This is a genomic window from Nocardia sp. NPDC056064 (genome assembly GCF_042266925.1).
Taxonomy (GTDB): Bacteria; Actinomycetota; Actinomycetes; order Mycobacteriales; family Mycobacteriaceae; genus Nocardia.
This window is the reverse complement of the sequence record NZ_JBHJWO010000001.1, coordinates 4,098,629-4,118,857: the sequence shown is the minus strand read 5'-3', so window position 1 is coordinate 4,118,857 and position 20,229 is coordinate 4,098,629. Positions and strand designations below refer to the sequence as shown.

The 20,229-nt window shown below is 68.2% G+C and carries 17 protein-coding genes and 1 tRNA gene; 6 read left to right on the top strand and 12 right to left on the bottom strand.

Annotated elements, in window-relative coordinates:
* Positions 1–7: 7 nt before the first annotated feature.
* The 5 genes from tgt to ACFC06_RS19040 form a co-directional block, all read right to left on the bottom strand.
* Positions 8–1,261, bottom strand: a complete 1,254-nt coding sequence (gene tgt, locus ACFC06_RS19060; protein WP_375932681.1) for a tRNA guanosine(34) transglycosylase Tgt — start codon at positions 1,259–1,261, stop codon at positions 8–10.
* A 45-nt stretch (positions 1,262–1,306) separates the two neighbouring features.
* The gene (locus ACFC06_RS19055; protein ID WP_375932678.1) at positions 1,307–3,214 is read right to left on the bottom strand and encodes an ABC transporter ATP-binding protein; all 1,908 of its coding nucleotides are present in this window, start codon (positions 3,212–3,214) and stop codon (positions 1,307–1,309) included.
* A complete protein-coding gene (locus tag ACFC06_RS19050; RefSeq protein WP_375932675.1) occupies positions 3,211–4,944 on the bottom strand; it encodes an ABC transporter ATP-binding protein in 1,734 nt (577 codons plus the stop codon). Before ACFC06_RS19050 ends, ACFC06_RS19055 begins: the two co-directional genes overlap by 4 nt.
* A gap of 82 nt (positions 4,945–5,026) precedes the next feature.
* The gene (locus ACFC06_RS19045) at positions 5,027–5,503 is read right to left on the bottom strand and encodes an RrF2 family transcriptional regulator (protein WP_375932672.1); all 477 of its coding nucleotides are present in this window, start codon (positions 5,501–5,503) and stop codon (positions 5,027–5,029) included.
* A gap of 9 nt (positions 5,504–5,512) precedes the next feature.
* On the bottom strand, positions 5,513–6,106 hold the full coding sequence (locus tag ACFC06_RS19040; protein ID WP_375932669.1) for a TetR/AcrR family transcriptional regulator: 594 nt from the start codon (positions 6,104–6,106) through the stop codon (positions 5,513–5,515).
* 134 nt (positions 6,107–6,240) lie between these two features.
* Here ACFC06_RS19040 and ACFC06_RS19035 point away from each other — a divergent pair, with 134 nt between their 5' ends.
* Positions 6,241–8,535: an MMPL family transporter gene (locus ACFC06_RS19035; protein WP_375932666.1), complete on the top strand. Its 2,295-nt coding sequence runs from the start codon at positions 6,241–6,243 to the stop codon at positions 8,533–8,535.
* 157 nt (positions 8,536–8,692) lie between these two features.
* Positions 8,693–10,981: an MMPL family transporter gene (locus tag ACFC06_RS19030; protein WP_375932663.1), complete on the top strand. Its 2,289-nt coding sequence runs from the start codon at positions 8,693–8,695 to the stop codon at positions 10,979–10,981.
* Between the two features lie 120 nt (positions 10,982–11,101).
* Here ACFC06_RS19030 and ACFC06_RS19025 read toward each other — a convergent pair whose 3' ends face one another.
* Positions 11,102–11,350: a hypothetical protein gene (locus ACFC06_RS19025; RefSeq protein WP_375932660.1), complete on the bottom strand. Its 249-nt coding sequence runs from the start codon at positions 11,348–11,350 to the stop codon at positions 11,102–11,104.
* 142 nt (positions 11,351–11,492) lie between these two features.
* On the opposite strand from ACFC06_RS19025, the gene ACFC06_RS19020 reads away from it, so the two are divergent.
* The 3 genes from ACFC06_RS19020 (at position 11,493) to ACFC06_RS19010 (ending at position 13,665) form a co-directional block, all read left to right on the top strand.
* Positions 11,493–12,398 carry a hypothetical protein gene (locus ACFC06_RS19020; RefSeq protein ID WP_375932657.1) on the top strand — a complete coding sequence of 302 codons (906 nt, stop codon included), beginning with the start codon at positions 11,493–11,495 and terminating at the stop codon, positions 12,396–12,398.
* 110 nt (positions 12,399–12,508) lie between these two features.
* Positions 12,509–12,856 carry a type VII secretion target gene (locus tag ACFC06_RS19015; protein ID WP_375932654.1) on the top strand — a complete coding sequence of 116 codons (348 nt, stop codon included), beginning with the start codon at positions 12,509–12,511 and terminating at the stop codon, positions 12,854–12,856.
* Positions 12,853–13,665, top strand: coding sequence for a WXG100 family type VII secretion target (locus tag ACFC06_RS19010; RefSeq protein ID WP_375932651.1), 813 nt, complete (start codon positions 12,853–12,855; stop codon positions 13,663–13,665). Before ACFC06_RS19015 ends, ACFC06_RS19010 begins: the two co-directional genes overlap by 4 nt.
* Before the next feature lie 46 nt (positions 13,666–13,711).
* On the opposite strand, the gene ACFC06_RS19005 is transcribed toward ACFC06_RS19010, so the two are convergent.
* From ACFC06_RS19005 to ACFC06_RS18995, 3 genes are all read right to left on the bottom strand, one after another.
* Positions 13,712–13,802 (bottom strand) — tRNA-Ser (locus ACFC06_RS19005).
* Positions 13,803–13,848: 46 nt separating this feature from the next.
* On the bottom strand, positions 13,849–14,283 hold the full coding sequence (locus tag ACFC06_RS19000; RefSeq protein WP_375935612.1) for a nucleoside deaminase: 435 nt from the start codon (positions 14,281–14,283) through the stop codon (positions 13,849–13,851).
* 14 nt (positions 14,284–14,297) lie between these two features.
* Complete coding sequence (locus ACFC06_RS18995; RefSeq protein WP_336084837.1) at positions 14,298–14,837, bottom strand: tRNA adenosine deaminase-associated protein; 540 nt, start codon at positions 14,835–14,837, stop codon at positions 14,298–14,300.
* 58 nt (positions 14,838–14,895) lie between these two features.
* Between ACFC06_RS18995 and ACFC06_RS18990 the strand changes: the two genes are divergently transcribed.
* Entirely contained in the window at positions 14,896–15,843 is a 948-nt protein-coding gene (locus ACFC06_RS18990) for a prephenate dehydrogenase (protein WP_375932648.1), read from the top strand.
* A 44-nt stretch (positions 15,844–15,887) separates the two neighbouring features.
* Here the strand turns inward: ACFC06_RS18990 and ACFC06_RS18985 are convergent, their stop codons facing one another.
* From ACFC06_RS18985 to ACFC06_RS18975, 3 genes are read right to left on the bottom strand one after another with little or no spacing between them, the layout of a single operon-like run.
* Positions 15,888–16,505 (bottom strand): putative glycolipid-binding domain-containing protein, encoded by a 618-nt coding sequence (locus ACFC06_RS18985; RefSeq protein ID WP_278260715.1) that lies wholly within the window; start codon positions 16,503–16,505, stop codon positions 15,888–15,890.
* A 49-nt stretch (positions 16,506–16,554) separates the two neighbouring features.
* Positions 16,555–18,405, bottom strand: coding sequence for an ABC transporter ATP-binding protein (locus ACFC06_RS18980; RefSeq protein WP_375932644.1), 1,851 nt, complete (start codon positions 18,403–18,405; stop codon positions 16,555–16,557).
* On the bottom strand, positions 18,402–20,153 hold the full coding sequence (locus ACFC06_RS18975) for an ABC transporter ATP-binding protein (RefSeq protein WP_375932641.1): 1,752 nt from the start codon (positions 20,151–20,153) through the stop codon (positions 18,402–18,404). The genes ACFC06_RS18980 and ACFC06_RS18975 overlap by 4 nt, the downstream gene beginning before the upstream one ends.
* Positions 20,154–20,229: the final 76 nt, after the last annotated feature.

Genomic DNA, 20,229 nt, shown 5'->3' with positions numbered 1-20,229 from the left:
TCCGCCGCTACAGCCCCGGCGCCTTGATCCGGCCCTGCCAGCGGCCGAGGAACTCCGCCTTGAACTCGTCGAAGTAGCCGCCGTCGATGCTCTCCCGGATGCGGTCGACGAGGCGGACGGTGAAGCGCTCGTTGTGGATCGTGCACAGCGTGGCCGAGAGCATCTCCTTGGCCTTGAACAGGTGGTGCAGGTAGGCGCGGGTGTAGTGCGCGCAGGTATAGCAGTCGCAGTTCTCGTCGATCGGGGTGAAATCGCGGCGGAAGCGGCTGGTGTTGATGTTGAACCGGCCCTCGTCGACGTAGATGGCCGCGTTGCGCGCCACTCGCGAGGGGTTCACGCAGTCGAAGGTGTCAGCGCCGTTCTCGACGGCGGTGAACATGTCCTCGGGTTCGCTGATGCCGAGCATGTGCCGGGGCTTGGCCTCGGGCAGCTCGTCGCAGCACCAGCCCACGATGGTGCCCAGATTGTGTTTCTCCAGCGCGCCGCCGATGCCGTAGCCGTCGAATTCGGTGCCCTGCGCGCCGCGGATCGTCTCCAGTTCGCGACAGGCTTTGCGCCGCAGGTCCTCGTACTGCGCGCCCTGGATCACCGCGAACAGCGCCTGGTAGGGGCGATGGGCGCGGGCGAGGGTGAGCCGTTCGTGTTCGTCGATGCAGCGCTGGGCCCATTCGTGCGTGCGCTGGAGCGATTTCTCCTGGTAGCCACGGGTGTTCATCAGCGTGGTGAGCTCGTCGAAGGCGAACATGATGTCGGCGCCGAGCTCGTGCTGGATACCCATCGACACCTCGGGGGTGAAGCGGTGCCTGGAGCCGTCCAGGTGTGAGCGGAAGGTGACGCCGTCGTCGTCGACGGTGGCCAGGCGCTCCTTGCCCGCCGCGATCACCTGATCGGAGCGGATGTCGACGGCCTCCATCGCCAGTACCTTCTTGAACCCCACCCCCAGCGACATCACCTGGAACCCGCCGCTGTCGGTGAACGTCGGCCCCGCCCAGTTCATGAACCGGCCCAGCCCACCGGCCGCGTCCACGATGTCGGAGCCCGGTTGCAGATACAGGTGATAGGCGTTGGCCAGCAGCGCCTGCGCGCCCAGCTCCTTCATCGTCTCGGGCAGCACGGCTTTCACCGACGCCTTGGTCCCGACCGGAATGAAGGCGGGCGTGGCGATCTCGCCGTGCGGGGTACTGATCACCCCGGTCCGGCCGTGCCGCCCACCATCGAGCCGGGCACCGACCTTGAACGCGAACTCGCTGGTATCAGCCACCCGCCCATCGTGCCAGCCGACGATGGGCGGGCCGAGCCCCGGTCCCTACAGTTCGGCCGCCGCGAACTGGGCGTTGTAGAGGTTGTAGTACGCGCCGCGGTCCTCGAGCAGGCGCTCGTGGGTGCCCTGTTCGACGATGCGGCCCTTGTCCATCACCACGATCAGGTCCGCGTCGCGGATGGTCGAGAGCCGGTGCGCGATGACGAAACTGGTGCGGTCGCGGCGCAGGGCGGCGGTGGCGTGCTGGACCAGCGACTCGGTGCGGGTGTCGACCGAGCTGGTGGCCTCGTCCAGGACCAGGATCGAGGGTTTGGCCAGGAAGGCGCGGGCGATGGTGATGAGCTGTTTCTCACCGGCGCTCACCCCGCCGCCCTCCTCGTCGATGACGGTGTCGTAGCCGTTGGGCAGCACGTGCACGAACCGGTCGACGTAGGCGGCGCGGGCCGCGGCGAGGATGTCGTCCTCGGTGGCGTCCGGGTTGCCGTAGGCGATGTTCTCGCGGATGGTGCCCTTGAACAGCCAGGTGTCCTGCAGCACCATGCCGATGCGCGAGCGCAGGTGGTCGCGGGTGATGGTGGTGATGTCGACGTCGTCGATGGTGATGGTGCCCGCGTCGAGTTCGTAGAAGCGCATCAGCAGGTTCACCAGCGTGGTCTTGCCCGCGCCGGTCGGCCCGACGATGGCGATCACGTGCCCGGGCTCGGCGACCAGCGAGAGCCGCTCGATGATCGGGGTGTCCGGCTCGTACCCGAACGACACCGCCTCGAACTCCACCCGCCCGCGATCCACCGGGCGCGGGTTCTCCACCAGCGGGTCCGGGCTCTGTTCCTCGGCGTCGAGGATCTCGAAGATCCGCTCGGCCGAGGCCACACCGGATTGCAGCAGGTTGGCCATCGCGCCGATCTGGGTCAGCGGCTGACTGAACTGGCGCGAGTACTGGATGAAGGCCTGCACCTCGCCCAGCGACAGGTTGCCGGTGGCCACCCGCAGCCCGCCGACCAGCGCGATGAACACGAAGTTCACGTTCCCGAGGAACATGATCGCGGGCATGATCAGGCCGGAGATGAACTGCGCCTTGAAGCTGGCGTCGTAGAGCTTGCGGTTGCGCTTGTCGAACTCGGCGCCCACCTCGCGACCGCGGCCGAACGCGGTGATGATCTCGTGGCCGGTGTAGGCCTCCTCCACCGAGGCGTTCACCTCGCCGGTGTATTTCCACTGGTCGACGAAGTGCGGCTTGGACCGCTTGGCGATCTGCGCGGTGACCACGATCGCCGCGGGCACGGTGAGCAGCGCGATCAGCGCCAGCAGCGGCGAGATCCAGAACATCATGATCAGGATGCCGACCACGGTGAACAGCGAGTTCAGCAGCTGGCTCATGGTCTGCTGCAAGCTCTGCGAGACATTGTCGACATCGTTGGTGACGCGGCTGAGCACGTCACCGCGCGGGGCGGTGTCGAAGTAGCGCAGCGGCAGCCGATGCAGTTTGTTCTCCACCTCGTCGCGCAGGCGCTTGACCGTGCGGTTGATGACGATATTGAGCAGGTACCCCTGCAACCAGCCGAACAGCGCGGCGGCGACATAGAGGACGAGTACCAGCAGCAGCACCCGGCGCACCGCGTCGAAGTCGATGCCGGTTCCGGGTATCACGTTCATCGCCGACAGCATGTCGGCGCGGGTGTTCTCCCCCTGCTGACGCAGCATCTCGACGGTCTGGTCCTTGGTGAGCCCCGGTTCGAGCTGCTTGCCGACGAATCCGTCGAAGACCAGGTTGGTGGCCTTGCCGAGCAGATACGGGCCCAGCGTGTTGAGCACCACCGAGGTGATCACCAGGGCGAGGATCGTGCCCACGTACACCCGTTCGGGGGCGAGCCTGCGCAGCAGCCGCTTCAGCGACGGGCCGAACGATTTGGCCTTGGTCCCCGGTGCGCCGGGAACGGGTCCGCCGGGCCTCATCGAGCCTCCTCCGCGCTGAGCTGGGACTCGACGATCTCGCGGTATTCCGGACATCGCTGCATCAATTGGTCATGGGTGCCGATGCCCGCCATGGCGCCGTCCTCCAGGACGACGATCTGGTCGGCGTCGCGAATGGTCTGGATGCGCTGGGCCACGATGATCACCGAGGCGTCGGCGGTCTCGGGCTTCAGCGCGGCGCGCAGCCGGGCGTCGGTGGCGACGTCGAGCGCGGAGAACGAGTCGTCGAACAGGTAGATGCGCGGTTTGCGCACCAGCGCGCGGGCGATACACAGCCGCTGCCGCTGCCCGCCGGAGACCGTGGTGCCGCCCTGGGCGACGGGGGTGTCGAGGCCCTGCGGCATCTCGCGCACGAAATCGGCCGCCTGGGCGACCTCGAGCGCGGCCCACAGTTCCGCGTCGGTGGCCTCGGGTTTGCCGTAGCGCAGGTTGGTGGCGATGGTGCCGGAGAACAGATAGGCCCGCTGCGGCACCAGCCCGATCTCGGCGCGCAACGCCTCCAGGTCGGCGTGGCGCACATCGGTGCCGCCCACGTAGACCGCGCCGTCGGTGACATCGATGAGTCGCGGGATCAGATTGAGCAAGGTCGTCTTGCCCGAGCCGGTGGACCCCACGATCGCGGTGGTCGTGCCCGGTTCGACGGTGAAACGCATGGCGCGCAGCACCGGCTTCTCCGCGCCGGGGAAGGCGAATTCGGCGAAGCGCAGGTCGACGGTGGCCGGGTCACCGGCGAAGGGCTGCGGCTGTCGCGGCGGCCGCACCGAGGACTCCGTCTCCAGCACCCCGCCGATCCGGTCGGCCGAGACCGCCGCGCGCGGGGCCATCATCGCCAGGAACGAGGCCATCATGACGGCCATCAGGATCTGCATGATGTAGGACAGCATCGCGGTGAGCGAGCCGATCTGCATGGTGCCGTTGTCGACGTGGTGTCCGCCGAACCAGATCACCGCGACGGCGGTCAGATTGCTGATCAACATCACGGTCGGGAACATCAGCGCCATCAGCTTGCCCACGCGCAGCGAGGCGTCGGTGAGCGAGCGGTTGGCGGTGCCGAATCGCCAGATCTCCTGCCGCTCGCGCACGAACGCGCGCACCACCCGGATACCGGTGATCTGCTCGCGCAGCACCCGGTTCACCCCGTCGATGCGCTCCTGCATCTGCCGGAATCCGGGCACCATCCTGGCCACGATGGTGCCCATCGCCAGGGCCAGCGCGGGCACCGCGATGAGCAGCAGCCAGGACAGCCCGAGGTCCTCGCGCAGCGCCATGATGATGCCGCCGACGCACATGATCGGGGCCATCACCAGAATGGTCACCGACATGACGATCAGCAGCTGGACCTGCTGGATGTCATTGGTCGAGCGGGTGATCAGCGAGGGCGCGCCGAACATGCCGACCTCGCGCGCGGAGAACGTCTCCACCCGGTGCAGCACCCCGCCGCGCATGTCCCGGCCCGCGCCCATCGCCGCCTGCGCGCCGAAGTACACCGACGCCGCCGAGGCCACGATCTGCACGCAGCTCACCGCCAGCATCCACAGGCCGGTGGTCCAGATGTAGCCGATATCGCCCTGGGTGACGCCGTTGTCGATGAGGTCGGCGTTGAGGCTGGGCAGGTAGAGCATCGCGATGACCGAGATCAGCTGGAGTACGAGGACCCCGGCCAGCTGGGCGCGGTACGGGGCCAGGTAGGTCCGCAGCAGGGAGATCAACATGATGGACGCAGGCTACCGCGTGCCGTTCACGCACGCCCCCGACTTTTACCTTCGCTATGGACAAGCTCGAACAGGCGATGAATCAGGCGCCCGCGGGGGTCCGCGGCTCGCGCCGGACCCAGGCGCCGGGGTCGGCGACCAGCTCGGCGACGAACCCCGGCAAATCGTCGGCGGCGATGTCGGCGATCGACACGTTCTCCAGCACCGCGCGGATATTGACGCGCAGCGCGATCCACACCCGCTGCAAGGGTTCGGCCGCACCGGGGTAGCGCACGTCCTCGGGACGCTGCCCGCGCACCGACGCCAGCGGCGACTCCACCGCGCGGATCACATCGGCCACCGAGATCTCGGTGGCGGGCCTGCCGAGCCGGTAGCCGCCGTCGGGCCCACGCCTGCTCAGCACGAGTTCGGCGCGACGCAACTCGGCCAGCACCGATTCGAGCACCTTGGGCGGGATCTGCGCGGCGGCCGCGATGGCCTCGGCTTTGACGACTCCGTCGGCCGCGGCGAGCTCGAGTAGCGTTCGCACCGCGAAATCGACCCTGGCGGTGATATGCACGGTTCGAACTTACGCGGTGCCGCACGCGGTCAGGACGCAGGTGGCCGCGTCCAGGAGGGTCTTCTCGACCATCTCGTCACTGGCGCCGGGGGCCAGCTCGCTCGACAGCAGCGCCACCCCGAGCACCTCGATCGCCGCGGACGCGCGCAGTTTCGACTCCTGTGTCGGCTCCGGCCCGGCCAGCCACATCCGCAGCTCACGGGTGGGTTCCATCAGGTCGGGATAGCGATCGGCGATGGCGTTGACGATGGCGGCGGTGTCGCGCACGCACAGCGCGCCCGCGTCACGGTGGCGGATCATCCCGCGTAAGTAGGTGCGCAGCACCGCGCGGATGCCCTCGTTGTCGTAGGGCACGGCGTCGATGTCGGTGACGATGTCGCGCATGTGGTCGATGATCGGGTCGATGATCGCCAGCAGCAGGTCCAGCTTCGAGGCGTAGTGGTAGTAGAGCGAGGCCTTGGTGATTCCCACCACATCGGCGACCTCGCGCAAACTGGTCTGCTCGAAACCCTTGGCGGCGAAAAGCTGGACCGCGGCGTCGCGGATCGCCTGCTTGGTGCCGCCACCTGCGGAAACGGTGTCGACGGCGTCTCGGGCAGTCATGCGCCAATCCTCCCATCATTCGGTGTGACCCGCGGCCACCCCCAATAAATCGAGGTTGCCTCTCCACTTAACTGATCGGTAGTCTACCTACCGCACGGTAGGCAAAGACAAACGACGATGTGGAGGCGGGGCACGTGTCCGTATACCTGTACAGATGGGGAAAGTTCGCTTTCCGCCGTAAATGGATCGTGTTGCCGGTCTGGTTGCTGCTGTTCCTGCTGCTGGGCGGCGCGGGTGCCGCGCTCAGCAAGCCGATGAGCAATGACTTCAGCATGCCCGAGCTCCCCTCGGCGCGCGCCAACGAGATCCTCGACAAGCACTTCCCCGGCATGTCCGAGCAGTTCGCGCTCGACGCCGTCGCCGGTACCTACGTCATCGGCGCGCCGGAGGGCCAGAAGCTCACCGACCCGGCCAACCGCGCCGCGATCGACGCCTTCATCGCCAAGCTCACCGAGCTCGACATCGTCGACCACAGCAAGCCGCTGATGAGCCCGGTCGAGGTCGCCGAGAAGATGGGCTGCCTGGCCGCGCCCGACCCGTCGCAGTGTTCGGGCGCCCCGCTCAACGTGCTGAGCACCACCGCGCCGGACACGGTCGCGATCCTGAACGTGCCCTTCGCGATCGACACCGTCACCGATGTCACCGAGGCCAACCGCGACGCCGCCTACGAGGTCGGCGCCGACGCCCGGCACGCCGGCCTGACCGTCGAGGTCAGCGGCTCGGTCGCGATGACCCAGGAACAGCCCAGCGGCAAGTCCGAGATGATCGGCATGGGCGTGGCGCTGGTCGTGATGGTGGTCGCCTTCGGTGCCCTCGTCGCGGCGGTCGTCCCGATCGTCACCGCCATCGTCGGCCTCGGCGCGGCGACCTCGCTGATCATGCTCGGCACCTCGGTCATGCAGGTGCCCGGCTTCACCACCTTCCTGGCCTCGATGATCGGTATCGCGCTGTCGATCGACTACGCGCTGTTCATCGTCTCGCGCTACAAGCACGAACTGGCCGTACGTGACTCGGCCGAGGAAGCCGCGGGTACCGCGCTGGGCACCGCCGGTTCGGCCGTGGTGTTCGCCGGTCTGACGGTCATCATCGCGCTCGGCGCGCTGGGCATCGTCGGCGTGCAGTTCCTGACCTTCATGGGTCTGGGTGGCGCCATCGCCGCGGGCTTCGCCGTGCTCACCGCCATCACCCTGATGCCCGCGCTGATGGGCGCCTTCGGCAAGTACCTGTTCCGGCCGAAGCTGCCGCTGGTCGCCCAGCACGATCCCGAGGACGAGAACTCGGTCACCAACGGCCAGCGCTTCGCCCGCCTGATCGGCAAGGCCCCGTGGGTCGCGCTGATCCTGTCGGTGCTCGCGCTCGGCGCGCTCGCCGCCCCCGCGGCCAACCTGAACCTCGGCCTGCCCGGCGAGGACAGCCTGCCCAAGACCTCCACCGTGCGTAAGGCCTACGACCTGCGCACCGAGGGCTTCGGCGAGGGCAGCAACGGCGTGCTGATGGTCGTCGCGGATCTCACCGCGGTGCCCGAGGCCCAGCGCGAGGAAGCGGTCACCGCGCTGCGCGACAAGCTCGCCTCCTATGAGCAGATGGACTACGTCACCGCGCCGCAGTGGAACGAGTCCAAGCAGGGCGCCATGCTCAACGGCGTGCCCAAGCAGGGCCCGAACAACCAGGACACCAAGGATCTGGTGGCCGAGGCCCGTGGCGCCGAAGCCGACCTGCACGAGAAGTACGGCATGGAGTACGGCATCACCGGCACCACCGCCATCTACGCCGATGTCGACCACGTGCTGCTCAGCAAGATCCTGCCGTACCTGGCGATCGTGGCCGGTGCCGCGTTCATCCTGCTGATCCTGGTGTTCCGCTCGATCCTGGTGCCGCTCACCGCAGCGCTCGGCTTCCTGCTCTCCATGGCGGCCACCTTCGGCGCGACGGTGCTGATCTTCCAGGAGGGCACCTTCGGCCTAATCGAGGACCCGCAACCGCTGGTCAGCTTCATGCCGATCATGCTGATCGGCTTGGTGTTCGGTCTGGCGATGGACTACCAGGTGTTCCTGGTGACCCGCATGCGCGAGGAGTTCGTGCACGGCAAGTCGCCCAAGGACGCGATGGTCTCGGGCTACCACCACGGTGCCCGCGTGGTGACCTCGGCCGCGATCATCATGATCTCGGTGTTCGGTTCCTTCATCCTGGAAACCGATGTCACCGCGAAGTCCTTCGGTTTCGCGCTGGCCGCCGGTGTCGCCATCGACGCGTTCGTCGTCCGCATGGTGATCGTGCCCGCGCTGCTGGTGATCATGGGCAAGTGGTCGTGGTGGATCCCGAAGTGGCTCGACCGCATCCTGCCCGACATCGACGTCGAGGGCGCCAAGCTCGAGCAGCTGCGCAACCAGAACGCCGAGACGGTGAAGCAGCCGGTGACGGTCAGCTGATCCCCGCGTGAAGTTCGCGACCCCCGCACTCCCCCGAGTGCGGGGGTCGCGTCGTTTCCGCGCCCGGGTCCTTGATCTCACGGTGGCTGGGCAGCAGACTCAGGACTTAGCTCGACCCGGCTGTATCTCCAGATCCGCTCATCGCGAGGAGAAAACCGTGTCCGTCTATCTGTACCGGTGGGGCAAGCTGGCCTTTCGCCGCAAGTGGATCGTGCTGCCCGTCTGGTTGATCTGTTTCCTGGTACTCGGCGGCCTCGGTGCCCAGCTGCAGAAACCGATGACCGACGACTTCAGCATGCCCAACCTCCCCTCGGAGCGGGCCACCGAAATCCTCGACCAGCACTTCCCCGGCATGTCCGAGGCCTTCGCCTTCGACGCGGTGACCGGCACGTATGTCATCGGCGCGCCCGCCGGGCAGAAGCTCACCGACCCGGCCAATCGCGAACAGGTGGCCGCGCTGATCGGCAGGCTCGAGCAGCTCGGCATCGTCGACCACAGCGAACCGATCGTCGACCCGATCACCGCCACCGAGGAAATGGGCTGTCTCACCGCGCAACCCGATCCCTCGACCTGTAGCGCCGCGCCACTGAACGTGCTGAACAAGACCGCGCCGGCGACGGTCGCCTACTTCAGCGTCCCGTTCACCATCACCGATTTCGCCGACATCACCGCCGAGGACCGCGACGCCGCCTACGCCGCCGGTGACGCCGCCCGCCAGGCCGGGCTCACCGTCGAGATCAGCGGCACCATCGCGATGGAGCAGGAGATGCCCTCGGGCAAATCCGAGATGATCGGTATGGCCGTGGCCCTGGTGGTGATGGTGGTGGCCTTCGGCGCGATCGTCGCGGCGTTCGTGCCGATCATCACCGCCATCGTCGGCCTGGGCGCGGCGACCTCGCTGATCTTCCTGTCCACCTCGGTGCTGTCGGTGCCCAGCTTCACCACCTTCCTCGCCTCGATGATCGGCATCGCGCTCTCGATCGACTACGCGTTGTTCATCGTCTCGCGCTACAAACACGAACTGGCCGTGCAGGACTCGGCCGAAGAAGCCGCGGGTACCGCGCTGGGCACGGCGGGTTCGGCGGTGGTGTTCGCCGGGCTCACCGTGATCATCGCGCTGGTGGGCCTGAGCATCGTCGGGGTCCGGTTCCTGACGTTCATGGGTCTGGGTGGCGCGGTCGCGGCCGCGTTCGCCGTGCTCACCGCCATCACCCTGATGCCCGCGCTGCTCGGCGCGTTCGGCAAGGCGCTGTTCAAGCCGAAGCTGCCGCTGGTCGCCCAGCACGATCCCGAGGACGACAACGTCGTCAGCAACGGCACCCGCGTCGCCCGGGTGATCGCCAAGTTCCCCGCGGTGACCATGGTGCTGGCCATCGTGGTGCTCGGCCTGCTCGCCGCGCCCGCGCTGAACCTGAACCTCGGCCTGCCCGGCGAGGACAGCATGGCCAAGACCACCACCGTGCGCAAGGCCTACGACCTGCGCACCGAGGGCTTCGGCGAGGGCAGCAACGGCGTGCTCCAGATCGCCGTCGACCTCAGCGACACCCCCGCCGACCAGCGCGCCGCCGCACTGACCGCGCTGCGCGAGAAGCTCGCGTCCTACCCGGACATGGAGTTGGTCACCGAGCCGCAGATGAGCCAGGACGGCGCGGGCGCGCTGATCAACGGCATCCCCCGCTCCGGCCCCAACGACCAGTCCACCAAGGATCTGGTGCAGTCGGCCCGCGACGCGGAGTCCGACCTCAACGAGCAGTACCGGATGTCCTACGGCATCACCGGCACCACCGCCATCTACGCCGACATCGACCATGTCCTGCTGAGCAAGATCGTGCCCTACATGGCGATCGTGGCAGGCGCGGCGTTCATCCTGCTGATCCTGGTGTTCCGCTCGATCCTGGTACCGCTCACCGCCGCTCTCGGCTTCCTGCTGTCGATGGCGGCGACCTTCGGCGCGACCGTGCTGATCTTCCAGGAGGGCACCTTCGGCCTGATCAGCGATCCGCATCCGCTGGTCAGCTTCCTGCCGATCATGTTGATCGGCTTGGTGTTCGGCCTGGCCATGGACTACCAGGTGTTCCTCGTGACCCGCATGCGCGAGGAGTACGTGCACGGCGCCGACCCGACCGACGCGGTCATCAAGGGCTACCACCACGGCGCCCGCGTGGTCACCTCCGCCGCCATCATCATGATCTCGGTGTTCGGCTCGTTCCTGCTGGAAACCGACGTCACCGCCAAGTCCATGGGCTTCGCCCTGGCCGCGGGCGTGGCCCTGGACGCCTTCGTCGTCCGGATGATCCTCATCCCGGCGCTGCTCGTGCTGCTGGGCAAGTGGGCCTGGTGGATGCCCCGGTGGCTGGACAAGATCGTCCCCGACATCGATGTCGAGGGCGCGAAACTGCGCGAGATCCAAAGCCGCGACAAGGTGGCCGTACCCGTCAGTTCTTGACCACCAAGGGTTTTCGGCCGCCTCACATCCGAGGGGCGAGACGTCACGGCGAAGCCGGAGTATCGCCCCTCGGATGTGAGGCCCAAGGGGCCGAAAACCCCGCGGCGCCAGCCGCCCATGTCACTGACTGGGTTGCGGGACCTCGCACTCGCTGACCTTCGGGTTGAGCCCGATGTAGTTGGCGGGGCCGGCCGCGGCCGTCACCGCGATGGTCGCCCAATCCGAGCACTCGCGCGGCAGCTTGGCGAAATAGTGCCGCTGACCTGCCGCGAGCAGCCCGACGGCCACCCAGCCCAGTACGACGAGAACCAAGAGCTTCCCCCCGAGCCCGATCCCGGACTTCGCGGGTGGCGGCTGTCGCCCGCGCATAATCATCGTTCCTTCCCGGATTTCGGTACTACCAGTCTATTACGCACCACAGCGGTGCAGGCCCGCTGTGGATATCGCACCAGATCCGATTTGCCAACCACGATCCGGTGCGGCAGTTTGATCGTGTGGGGGACAGCCGATCATGATTCTGCCGACCGCGCCTCCGTGGGTCGGCGACCAGTTCACCGACGCCGTTCTCCAACGAACCTGGCCGGAAGCCGTCCGGAGACTACGCCTCGCTTTCGTCGTGCTGCCGAGCGTGGTGGCGGCGACCTCTTCCCTGGGTGTCCTGGCGATCGGGCTGATGGGCGCGCCGACACCGATCCTGTTCGCAGTACTTCCGCTCCACGTCCTTGCCGTCGTGATACCCCCGCTTCTCGCCCTCCGGCGCCTGCGGCGCGGGCTGTGGCCCATGGACGCGTGGTATCGGGCATCGGACGGAATCCGGGCGCAGGCATGGATTCTCCTCATCGAGTCCGCGCTGGCCTGCTTCCTGGGATACCGCGGCTGGCCCATTCTGCCGGTCCTCGCGGTCCTGGCCTTCGTCGTCCGCCGCGTGAGCTTGTTCCTCGCCGGAAAGGCCGGAATATCCGTCCATCCAGCAGATGCCCTGTACCGTGCCGAGTCCGACGACGAAATCGACCTCCACGCCGACGGCGGATACGACGACAGGAGTCTGCTGGTCCTCGTCCGGGTCTACCTCGCAGCCGACAGGATTTCGCTTCGCTCGTGGACCATGCGACCCGAGCGGCCGACAAGATCAAACTGGCAAGGCTTCTATTTCGGCGTGGAGAACGATGTCACCCTGCTCGAGCTGCCATTCGACCACATTCGTGATGTGACCCTCTGGACATTCCCCCCGGGGTACACCCGGCACCGCTGGTTCATCGCCCCCGACGGCACGCCCCTCTACAACAACAAGATCTCCACCGCGATCCTGCTGTCGACTACCAACCCCAACCTGCCCGTATTCACCATCCCCACCGCGGACGCGGCCGTCCTGACCGAAGTCGTGCGCAGACGCATCCATCACTACCACCGCCGGTAGCCACCCGAATCCCAACCAGATGGAACCGAACCGGTCGGGCATGCGTCAGATACAGAGAAAGGGAACTTCCCTGCCGGCAGGCCCGGCGACGCGCGCGAACGGAACAGCTGATGACGACTTTCGATATCGACACCGATGAGGTGCGGCGACACGCGACGGCGATCGACGCCTACGGAGACGAGATCGAGAAGGCCGCGGACGCCGCTCGCTACCTGACGATGAGCACCGACGGCTACGGCGTCTACGGCCAGCCGGTCGCCCTCATGCTCCAGGGCTTACAGGGCATCGAGGCCGGGGCGCTCACCGCGCTCGGCGTCTCCCTGCACAGCGCGGGCGACAAGTTGCGCTTCGCCGCCGGTGTGATCGACCAGGTGGACGCCGGATTCGGCAAATCGATCGACACCTTGCGCGACGAGATCACCGACTTCCTCGACGGCATCTCGGGCGGCCAGAAGTGACCAACGATCTCATCGCCTCGAAGACCGAACTCCAGGGCAGCGCGTTCGGTGGCCTGATCGTCGGCACCGAGGGCGCCGACGCGGACAAGGGCATCACCCTGTTCGAGGGCATCAATACCGTCCTCGAGGGCATCGACAAGGACGACATGGGCCTCCAGGCGCTCGGCGTGGTCGCCGTGGGTCTCGACGGTCTGGCCGCGGGCATGGACCCGATCGGCTACGTGGCCGGTCAGCTCGTCACCTGGATGCTCGAACACGTCAAACCGGTGCGGGAGGCGTTCAACTCCCTGGCCGGCGATCCCGACCTGATCAAGTCCTACGCGCAGTCGTGGACGAACGTCGGCACCAGCCTGTCGCAGTCGGCGACGAACCTGGCGTCCTCGATCAAGAACGAGACCGCCGACTGGTCCGGCGCCGCGGGCGACGCCTACCGCACACTCGGCGCCAGCCTCACGACCCTCACCCAGGTCATGAGCAAGGGCGCGGAGGCTCTGTCGACGCTGACCACCGCCGCGGCCGAGCTGGTCAATGGCGTGCGCACCGCGGTCCGCGACCTGCTCGGCTCCCTGGCGGGCGCCCTGGTGAGCTGGGCGATCGAGGAACTGGCCTCGCTCGGCACGGCGACCCCGCTGGTCATCGCCCAGGCGACGGCGCGGATCGCGAAGGACACCGCCATCGTGGCGAAACTCCTCACCCAGCTGTCTAAGAGCCTCAAATCCATCACCACCTACCTCGCGTCGATCCGCGATCTGATCGACGGCGCGTACCGAACCATCACGTCCCTGACGTCGTCGCCCCAAGCCGCATAGCACGAAAAAGACCCCCTCACCTGGGCTAACAGGTGAGGGGGTCTTCTGGCGGTGGCGGAGGGATTTGAACCCTCGGACGGGGGTTACCCGTCACACGCTTTCGAGGCGTGCTCCTTAGGCCGCTCGGACACGCCACCGCCGACTACGATACCGGAGTGCTGCCCGGATCGTTAAATCGGCAGGTCAGCGCTGGTTTCGGAAGAAATCGTCGAGCAGGGCCACGCACTCGGTCTCCAGGATTCCGCCACGCACCTGCGGGCGGTGGTTGAGCCTGCGGTCACGCACGACGTCCCAGAGCGAGCCGACGGCGCCGGTCTTGGGTTCCCAGGCACCGAAGATCAGCTTGTCCACCCGGGCCAGCACCAGCGCGCCCGCGCACATCGTGCACGGTTCGAGCGTGACGGCCAGCGTGGCGCCCTCGAGCCGCCAGCCGTCGCCGTGCACGGCGGCCGCGGCGCGCAGGGCCAGCACCTCGGCGTGCGCGGTCGGATCGCCGGTGGCCTCGCGGGCATTGCTCGCGCGGGCCAGCTCGCGACCGTCGGCGTCGAACACGACGGCGCCGACCGGCACATCGCGCGGGTCGGCGTCGGCGGCCGCGGCGATCGCGGCGCGCATCATGTCCTGCTCGGTGGTCACCGGGGCAGTTTGTCCAGCACCGCCGCGAATTCGTTGGCGAAACCGAGACGCTGGGCGATCATGCCGAGCTGCTCGTCGGGGTAGAGGTCGGTCTCGGCGAGGATCACGCTGAGCACCGGTTCGGGCAGGCCGAGGTCGGCCAGCACGCCCAGGTCGCCCTCTTCCCACGGTTCGACGTCGTCGAGGTCGTCGGGGTCGATGTCGGGGATCTCGACATTGAGCGCGTCGAGGACATCGGCGGCGATGTCGTAGTCGATCGCCGCGGTGGCGTCGGAGACGAGCAGCCTGGTGCCGCTCGGTGCCGGACGCACCACGACGAAGAACTCGTCGTCGACGTCGAGCAGCCCGAATACCGCGCCCGAGCTGCGCAATGCCTTCAGTTCGGTCTCGGCGACCGACAGATCGTGCAGGGCATCGCTGGTGAGCGGACTACACCGCCAGGTGCCTTCTTCGCGGACCACCGCCACTGCGAACCCTTCGACGTCGAAGTCGTCGTCCGACGTCGCCCTGTTCGTGCCCGAGCGCTGTGCTGCCATGGACCAAACGGTAGTCTGTCCCGCCCGTAATGATGAACTCGTGTGCCAATCTGTTCCGATGACTCTCGACCAGCGCGGCGCTGTCTGCGTCCTCGGCACCGGTTTGATCGGCGGCTCACTGCTGCGCGCCGCCGTCGCGGCGGGGTACGAGGCGTTCGGCTACAACCGCTCCGATTCGGGTGCCGCGGCGGCGCGTCGCGACGGTTTCGACGTCACGGGCGAGCTGGAAACGGTCCTGCGCCGGGCCGCCGACACCGACGCGCTGCTGGTCCTTGCGGTCCCGATGCCCGCGGTCGCCACCATCCTCACCGCCATCACCACGCACGCACCGAAGTGCCCGCTCACGGACGTGGTAAGCATCAAGCAACCGGTCGCCGACGCGGTGCGTGCGCAAGGTCTCGACGCGAACTACGTAGGCGGTCACCCGATGGCCGGAACAGCCGAATCAGGCTGGGCGGCAACCGATCCCGAGCTGTTCCGCGACGCGGTCTGGGCGGTCGGCGTCGACGAAGGCACCCGGGTCGAGCCGTGGACCAGGGTCGTGCGGCTGGCGCTGGACTGTGGGTCGGTGGTGGTGCCGGTGATCGCGGCCGAGCACGACCAGGCCGTCGCGCGGATCTCACACCTGCCGCACGTCCTGGCCGAGGCCCTGGCCGCCGCCGGTGCGGAGGGCGGTGCGCTGGCGCTCGGCCTGGCGGCCGGCTCGTTCCGCGACGGCACCCGCGTCGCCGGGACGGCACCCGACCTGGTGCGCGCCATCTGCGAACCCAACGGCACCGCGCTGGGCCGGGTACTCGACGAGACCATCGCCGCCCTGGTCACCGCGCGGGAATCGCTGCGCGCCGACGGCACGCTCGGTGAACTCGTCGAGGAGGGTTACCGCGGGCGCACCGCCTACGACCGGCGCGAGCGGTGGGAGATCACCGGTGTGACGCCAGGAGAAGGCGATTGGCTGGGCGAACTGCGACGGGCGGGTCAGCGCGGCGGGGTGCTGCGCTCGCTCTAGCGGCACAGCCGGCAGCGAGAGCCCGCATCGGACGCGACCGGGATTCAGACGCGTTCGGCCAGCCCCGGGTAGTCGAGGACGAATCCCTCCGGGTCGACCGTGAGGGTGGCGCTGGAGACCGGGGACAGCACATTGATCCCGTCGGCGGCGCTGGAGTAGGTGAGTTCGGCCTCCTGCACCAGCAGATCGGGCAGCCGCACGTAGACGACCGGCACCTGCACATCGCCCACGGCGTTCTGCAACCCGAACCGCCGGATGGGCAGCGTGTTGAAGAACGGGCTCAGCACCACATCCACATCCAGCGCGCCGCCGAAGGTCGAGCGCACATGGCTGCCGCCCGCGTCGACGAGCCAGTAGTTCTCCTCGTCGCGCGAGATCGAGGCATGCCGCTCGCCCGCGGCGGTGGTGGTGCGCAGCGAGAGCCTGCGGGTGGCGCCCGCCTCGTCGGTGACCAGGTCGTAGGAGGCGCTGAAGGCCGGATGTTCGTCGCCCGCGCTTCCGATCATCCGGCCCGCCGCCCTGATCCGGTTCCCGTTCACCGTCACCCGCACCGATTCCATCCGGGTGTTGTCGTGGGCACGCCAGGTGAGCACCGAAGGCCACCGGGAGGCCGGTCGGATCTCGGAGGGGCCTGCGGCCGGGCCCGGGGCTGGGGACGTCACCTCTCTACGGTAAGCGACATCGGCCCCGCTGCCGTACAACACGGGCGCATCACACCAGCGAATCCCGCCAGGCGGCATGCAGACCGGCGAATCGGCCCTGCCCGGCGATCAACTCGGCCGGTGCGCCGTCCTCCACGATCCGGCCCGCGTCGAGCACCAGCACCCGGTCGGCGATCGCCACCGTCGAGAGCCGATGGGCGATGATCACCGCGGTCCGGTCGCGCAGCAGCGTCTCCAGCGCGTGCTGGACCAGCCGCTCACCCGGGATGTCCAGGCTGGAGGTGGCCTCGTCGAGCACGATCACCGCCGGGTCGGCCAGGAACACCCGCGCGAAGGCCACCAGCTGCCGCTGACCGGCCGAGAGCCTGCCGCCACGGGTCCGCACATCGGTGTCGTACCCGTCGGGCAGCGACGCCACGAACCGGTCCAGCCCCACCGCCTCGGCCGCCGCGCGCACCTCGGCGTCCGAGGCGTCGGGCCTGCCGAGACGGATGTTGTCGGCGATGGTTCCGGAGAACAGGTAGGCCTCCTGGGTGACCATCACGACGTGCCTGCGCAGATCCGCGTCGGTGAGCCTGCGCAGGTCCACCCCGTCCAGGCTGACGGTGCCGCCGCTCGGGTCGTAGAACCGGGTCAGCAGCTTGGCCAGCGTCGACTTGCCCGCGCCGGTCGCGCCCACCAGCGCCACCACCTGGCCCGCCGGGATGTCCAGATCGAACTCCGGCAGCACGCGGGTGTCGTGGTAGCCGAACCAGACGTGGTCCATCCGCACCTCGCCCCGCGCCTGCAGCAGCGCCACCGGATCGTCGGGCTCGGCCACCGACGGCTCCTCCTCGAGCACGCCGGAGATCTTCTCCAGGGCCGCCGCGGCGGACTGGTAGGAGTTGAACACCTGGGCGAGCTCGTCGAGCGGACCGTAGAACTGGTCGAGGTAGAGCAGGTAGGCCGCGAGCACGCCGAGGGCGAGGTTGCCCTCCATCACCTGCCAGGCGCCGACGAGCAGCACGATGACCGTGGTCAGCTTGCCGATGAAGTTCGACAGGCCCACGTAGTCGCCCATACCGCGGATCGCGGTGGTGGTGGCCCGCTGGTACTCGCTGTCCTCGGCGGCGAGCACCTCCTCGTTGCGGTGCTCACGCCGGAACGCCTGCACCGCCCGCATACCGCTCATGGCCTCGACGAACTGCACGATCACCCGCGCGATCGCCCCGCGCGTGCGCCGGTAGCCCGCCCGCTGCCGCCGCTGCGCCCACCGGGTCACCAGCACCAGCGGCACGAATCCGAGCAGCACGATCGAGGCCAGCATCGGGTCCAGCCAGACCAGCAGCACCGCGATGGTGACCACCGACAGGATCGCGCCGAAGGCCTGGTTCAACGCACCCTCCAGCAGTTCCTGGAGAGTTTCGATATCGCTGGTGAGCCGGGTGACGACCTTGCCCGAGGTGTAGTTCTCGTGGAACGACACGCTCAGCCGCTGGGTGTGCCGGAACGCGCGCACCCGCAGGTCGAACAGCACCTTCTGGCTCAGCGACCCCGAGGCCCGCAGGAAACAGTAGGTGGTGACACCCGAGGCGAGGGTGACCGCGGCGAACCCGGCCACCGTCGCCAGCAGCGGCGTCCAGTCGCCCTGCCTGCCCGCGCTGATGCCGTGATCGAGGCCGTAGGCGATGAACAGCGGCAGCGAGACCTTGGCCGCGTTGTCGAGCAGGATCAGCACGAAGGTGAGCAGCGCCTGCTTGCGGTAGGGCCGCACCAGATCCAGCAGCAGCCGCCGGGAACGCCCGGCCAGCACCAGGTTTCCGGTGCCGGTGACCGCGTCGTCCTCCTTGGCGATGCCACGCCAGTCGGCTTCGCGTTCCGGAACATCCTGCGCCGTGGTCGTTTCCGTACTCGTCGTCATGATTCACCTCCCATCAGTTCGCGGTAGCGCGCGTTGCCGCGCAGCAGTTTCTCGTGGGTGCCCTCGGCCACGATGCGGCCGTCGGCCAGCAGGGCCACCCGGTCGGCCAGCGCGGCCGTGGACGGCCGGTGCGCGACCAGCAGCGTGGTGGCGCCCGAGAGCACGCTGCGCAACCGGTCCTGCACGCGCTCTTCGGTTTCCACGTCCAGCGCGGAGAGCGGATCGTCGAGCACCATGATCCGGCCGCGCTCGGCGGAGTTCTCGCCGATGAGCACCGCCCTGGCCAGCGCGAGCCGCTGCCGCTGGCCGCCGGACAGGCTCATGCCCTGCTCACCGATCCTGGTGTCGAGGCCCCACGGCAGTTCGTCGACGAATTCGGTGGCCTGGGCGATGTCCAGCGCCTGGCGCACGTCGGCGTCGGTGGCGCGCGGATCGCCCAGTGCCACGTTCTCGCGCACGCTGGCCGAGAACAGCACCGGCTCCTCGAAGGCCACCGTCACCACCCGGCGCAGATCCGCCAGGCGCAGCGTGGCGATGTCGACGCCGTCGATGGTGATGCTGCCCTCGTCCACGTCGTAGAGCCGCGGAATCAGTTCCAGCAGTGCGGTCTTGCCACTGCCGGTCGCGCCGACCAGTGCCACCGTCTCACCGGGACGGATCCGTAGGGAGACGTCGTCGAGCACCGCCGTATCGGTGCCCTCGCCCGATCGCGGGTAGGCGAAGCGGACGTGGTCGATGACCAGCTCGCCGCGCACCCGCTCGGGCAGCGCGGCCGGGTGTTCCGGGTCGGTGATGTCGAGTGGGGTGTCGATGATCTCCCAGAACCGGTCGGCGGCCGTGCGCGCCTCGAACAGCTCCGACAGCAGGAAACCGGTCCAGATGATCGGCCACTGCAGGAATGTCGCCAGGGTGATGCTCGCGACCAGCGTGCCCATCGTCATCGAGCCCTGCACCACCGAGTAGCCGCCCACGCCGAGCGAGATCGCGATCGCGACGGTCGGGAAGGTCACCATGGCCGCCCACAGCGTGGCGTCCAGGCGCACCTTCTGCAGTTCGGTGCGTTGCAGTTCGCGCGAGAGCGCGGTGAACCGCGAGCCGAAGAACCGGCCGCGCCCCAGCGCCTTGAGCACGCGCACGCCCTGCGCGGATTCCTGGGCGATGGTCGCCAGATCACCGGACTGGTCCTGCGAGCGCCGCGACGCCACCTCGAAGCGCCGGACGAACCGCAGGCAGAAGCCGGTGAGCGGCAACGAGACCACCGTGAAGATCAGTCCCACTTGCCAATTCATCACGAACAGCGCGCACAACCCGGTGGGCAGCAGCACCATGTGCACCACGAGGAACGGCCCGGCGAACGCGACGAACCGGCGGATGACGCTCATGTCGTCGACCGCGCGCGAGAGCAGCTGACCGGACTGCCAGCCGTCGTGCCTGCCGATCGAGAGCGCCTGCAACTGGGTGAACAGCTTGGCGCGCATGCCGATCTCGAACAGCGTGGACGGCTTGGACACCAGCCAGCGCCTGCCCCACATCCCGAACGATTCGAGCGCGCCGAGCGCGAAGACCAGCGCCACCGGCCACAGCAGCCCGGAGAAATCACGGTGCGCGATCGGGCCGTCGATCACCTTCGCGATCAGCAGCGGGATGAGAATCGCCGTGCTGGTGGCGAGGATGGCCAGCACGTTGGCGGCGATCAGCGGCACCCGGTACGGGCGTAGGTAGGGCAGGAACCGCCGCAGCGACCGCATTCCCCCGCGCGGTGGCTGTGTGGACGGCTCCGATCTGTCGGCCTCCGATTCGGCTGCCGCCAGGTCCAATGTGACA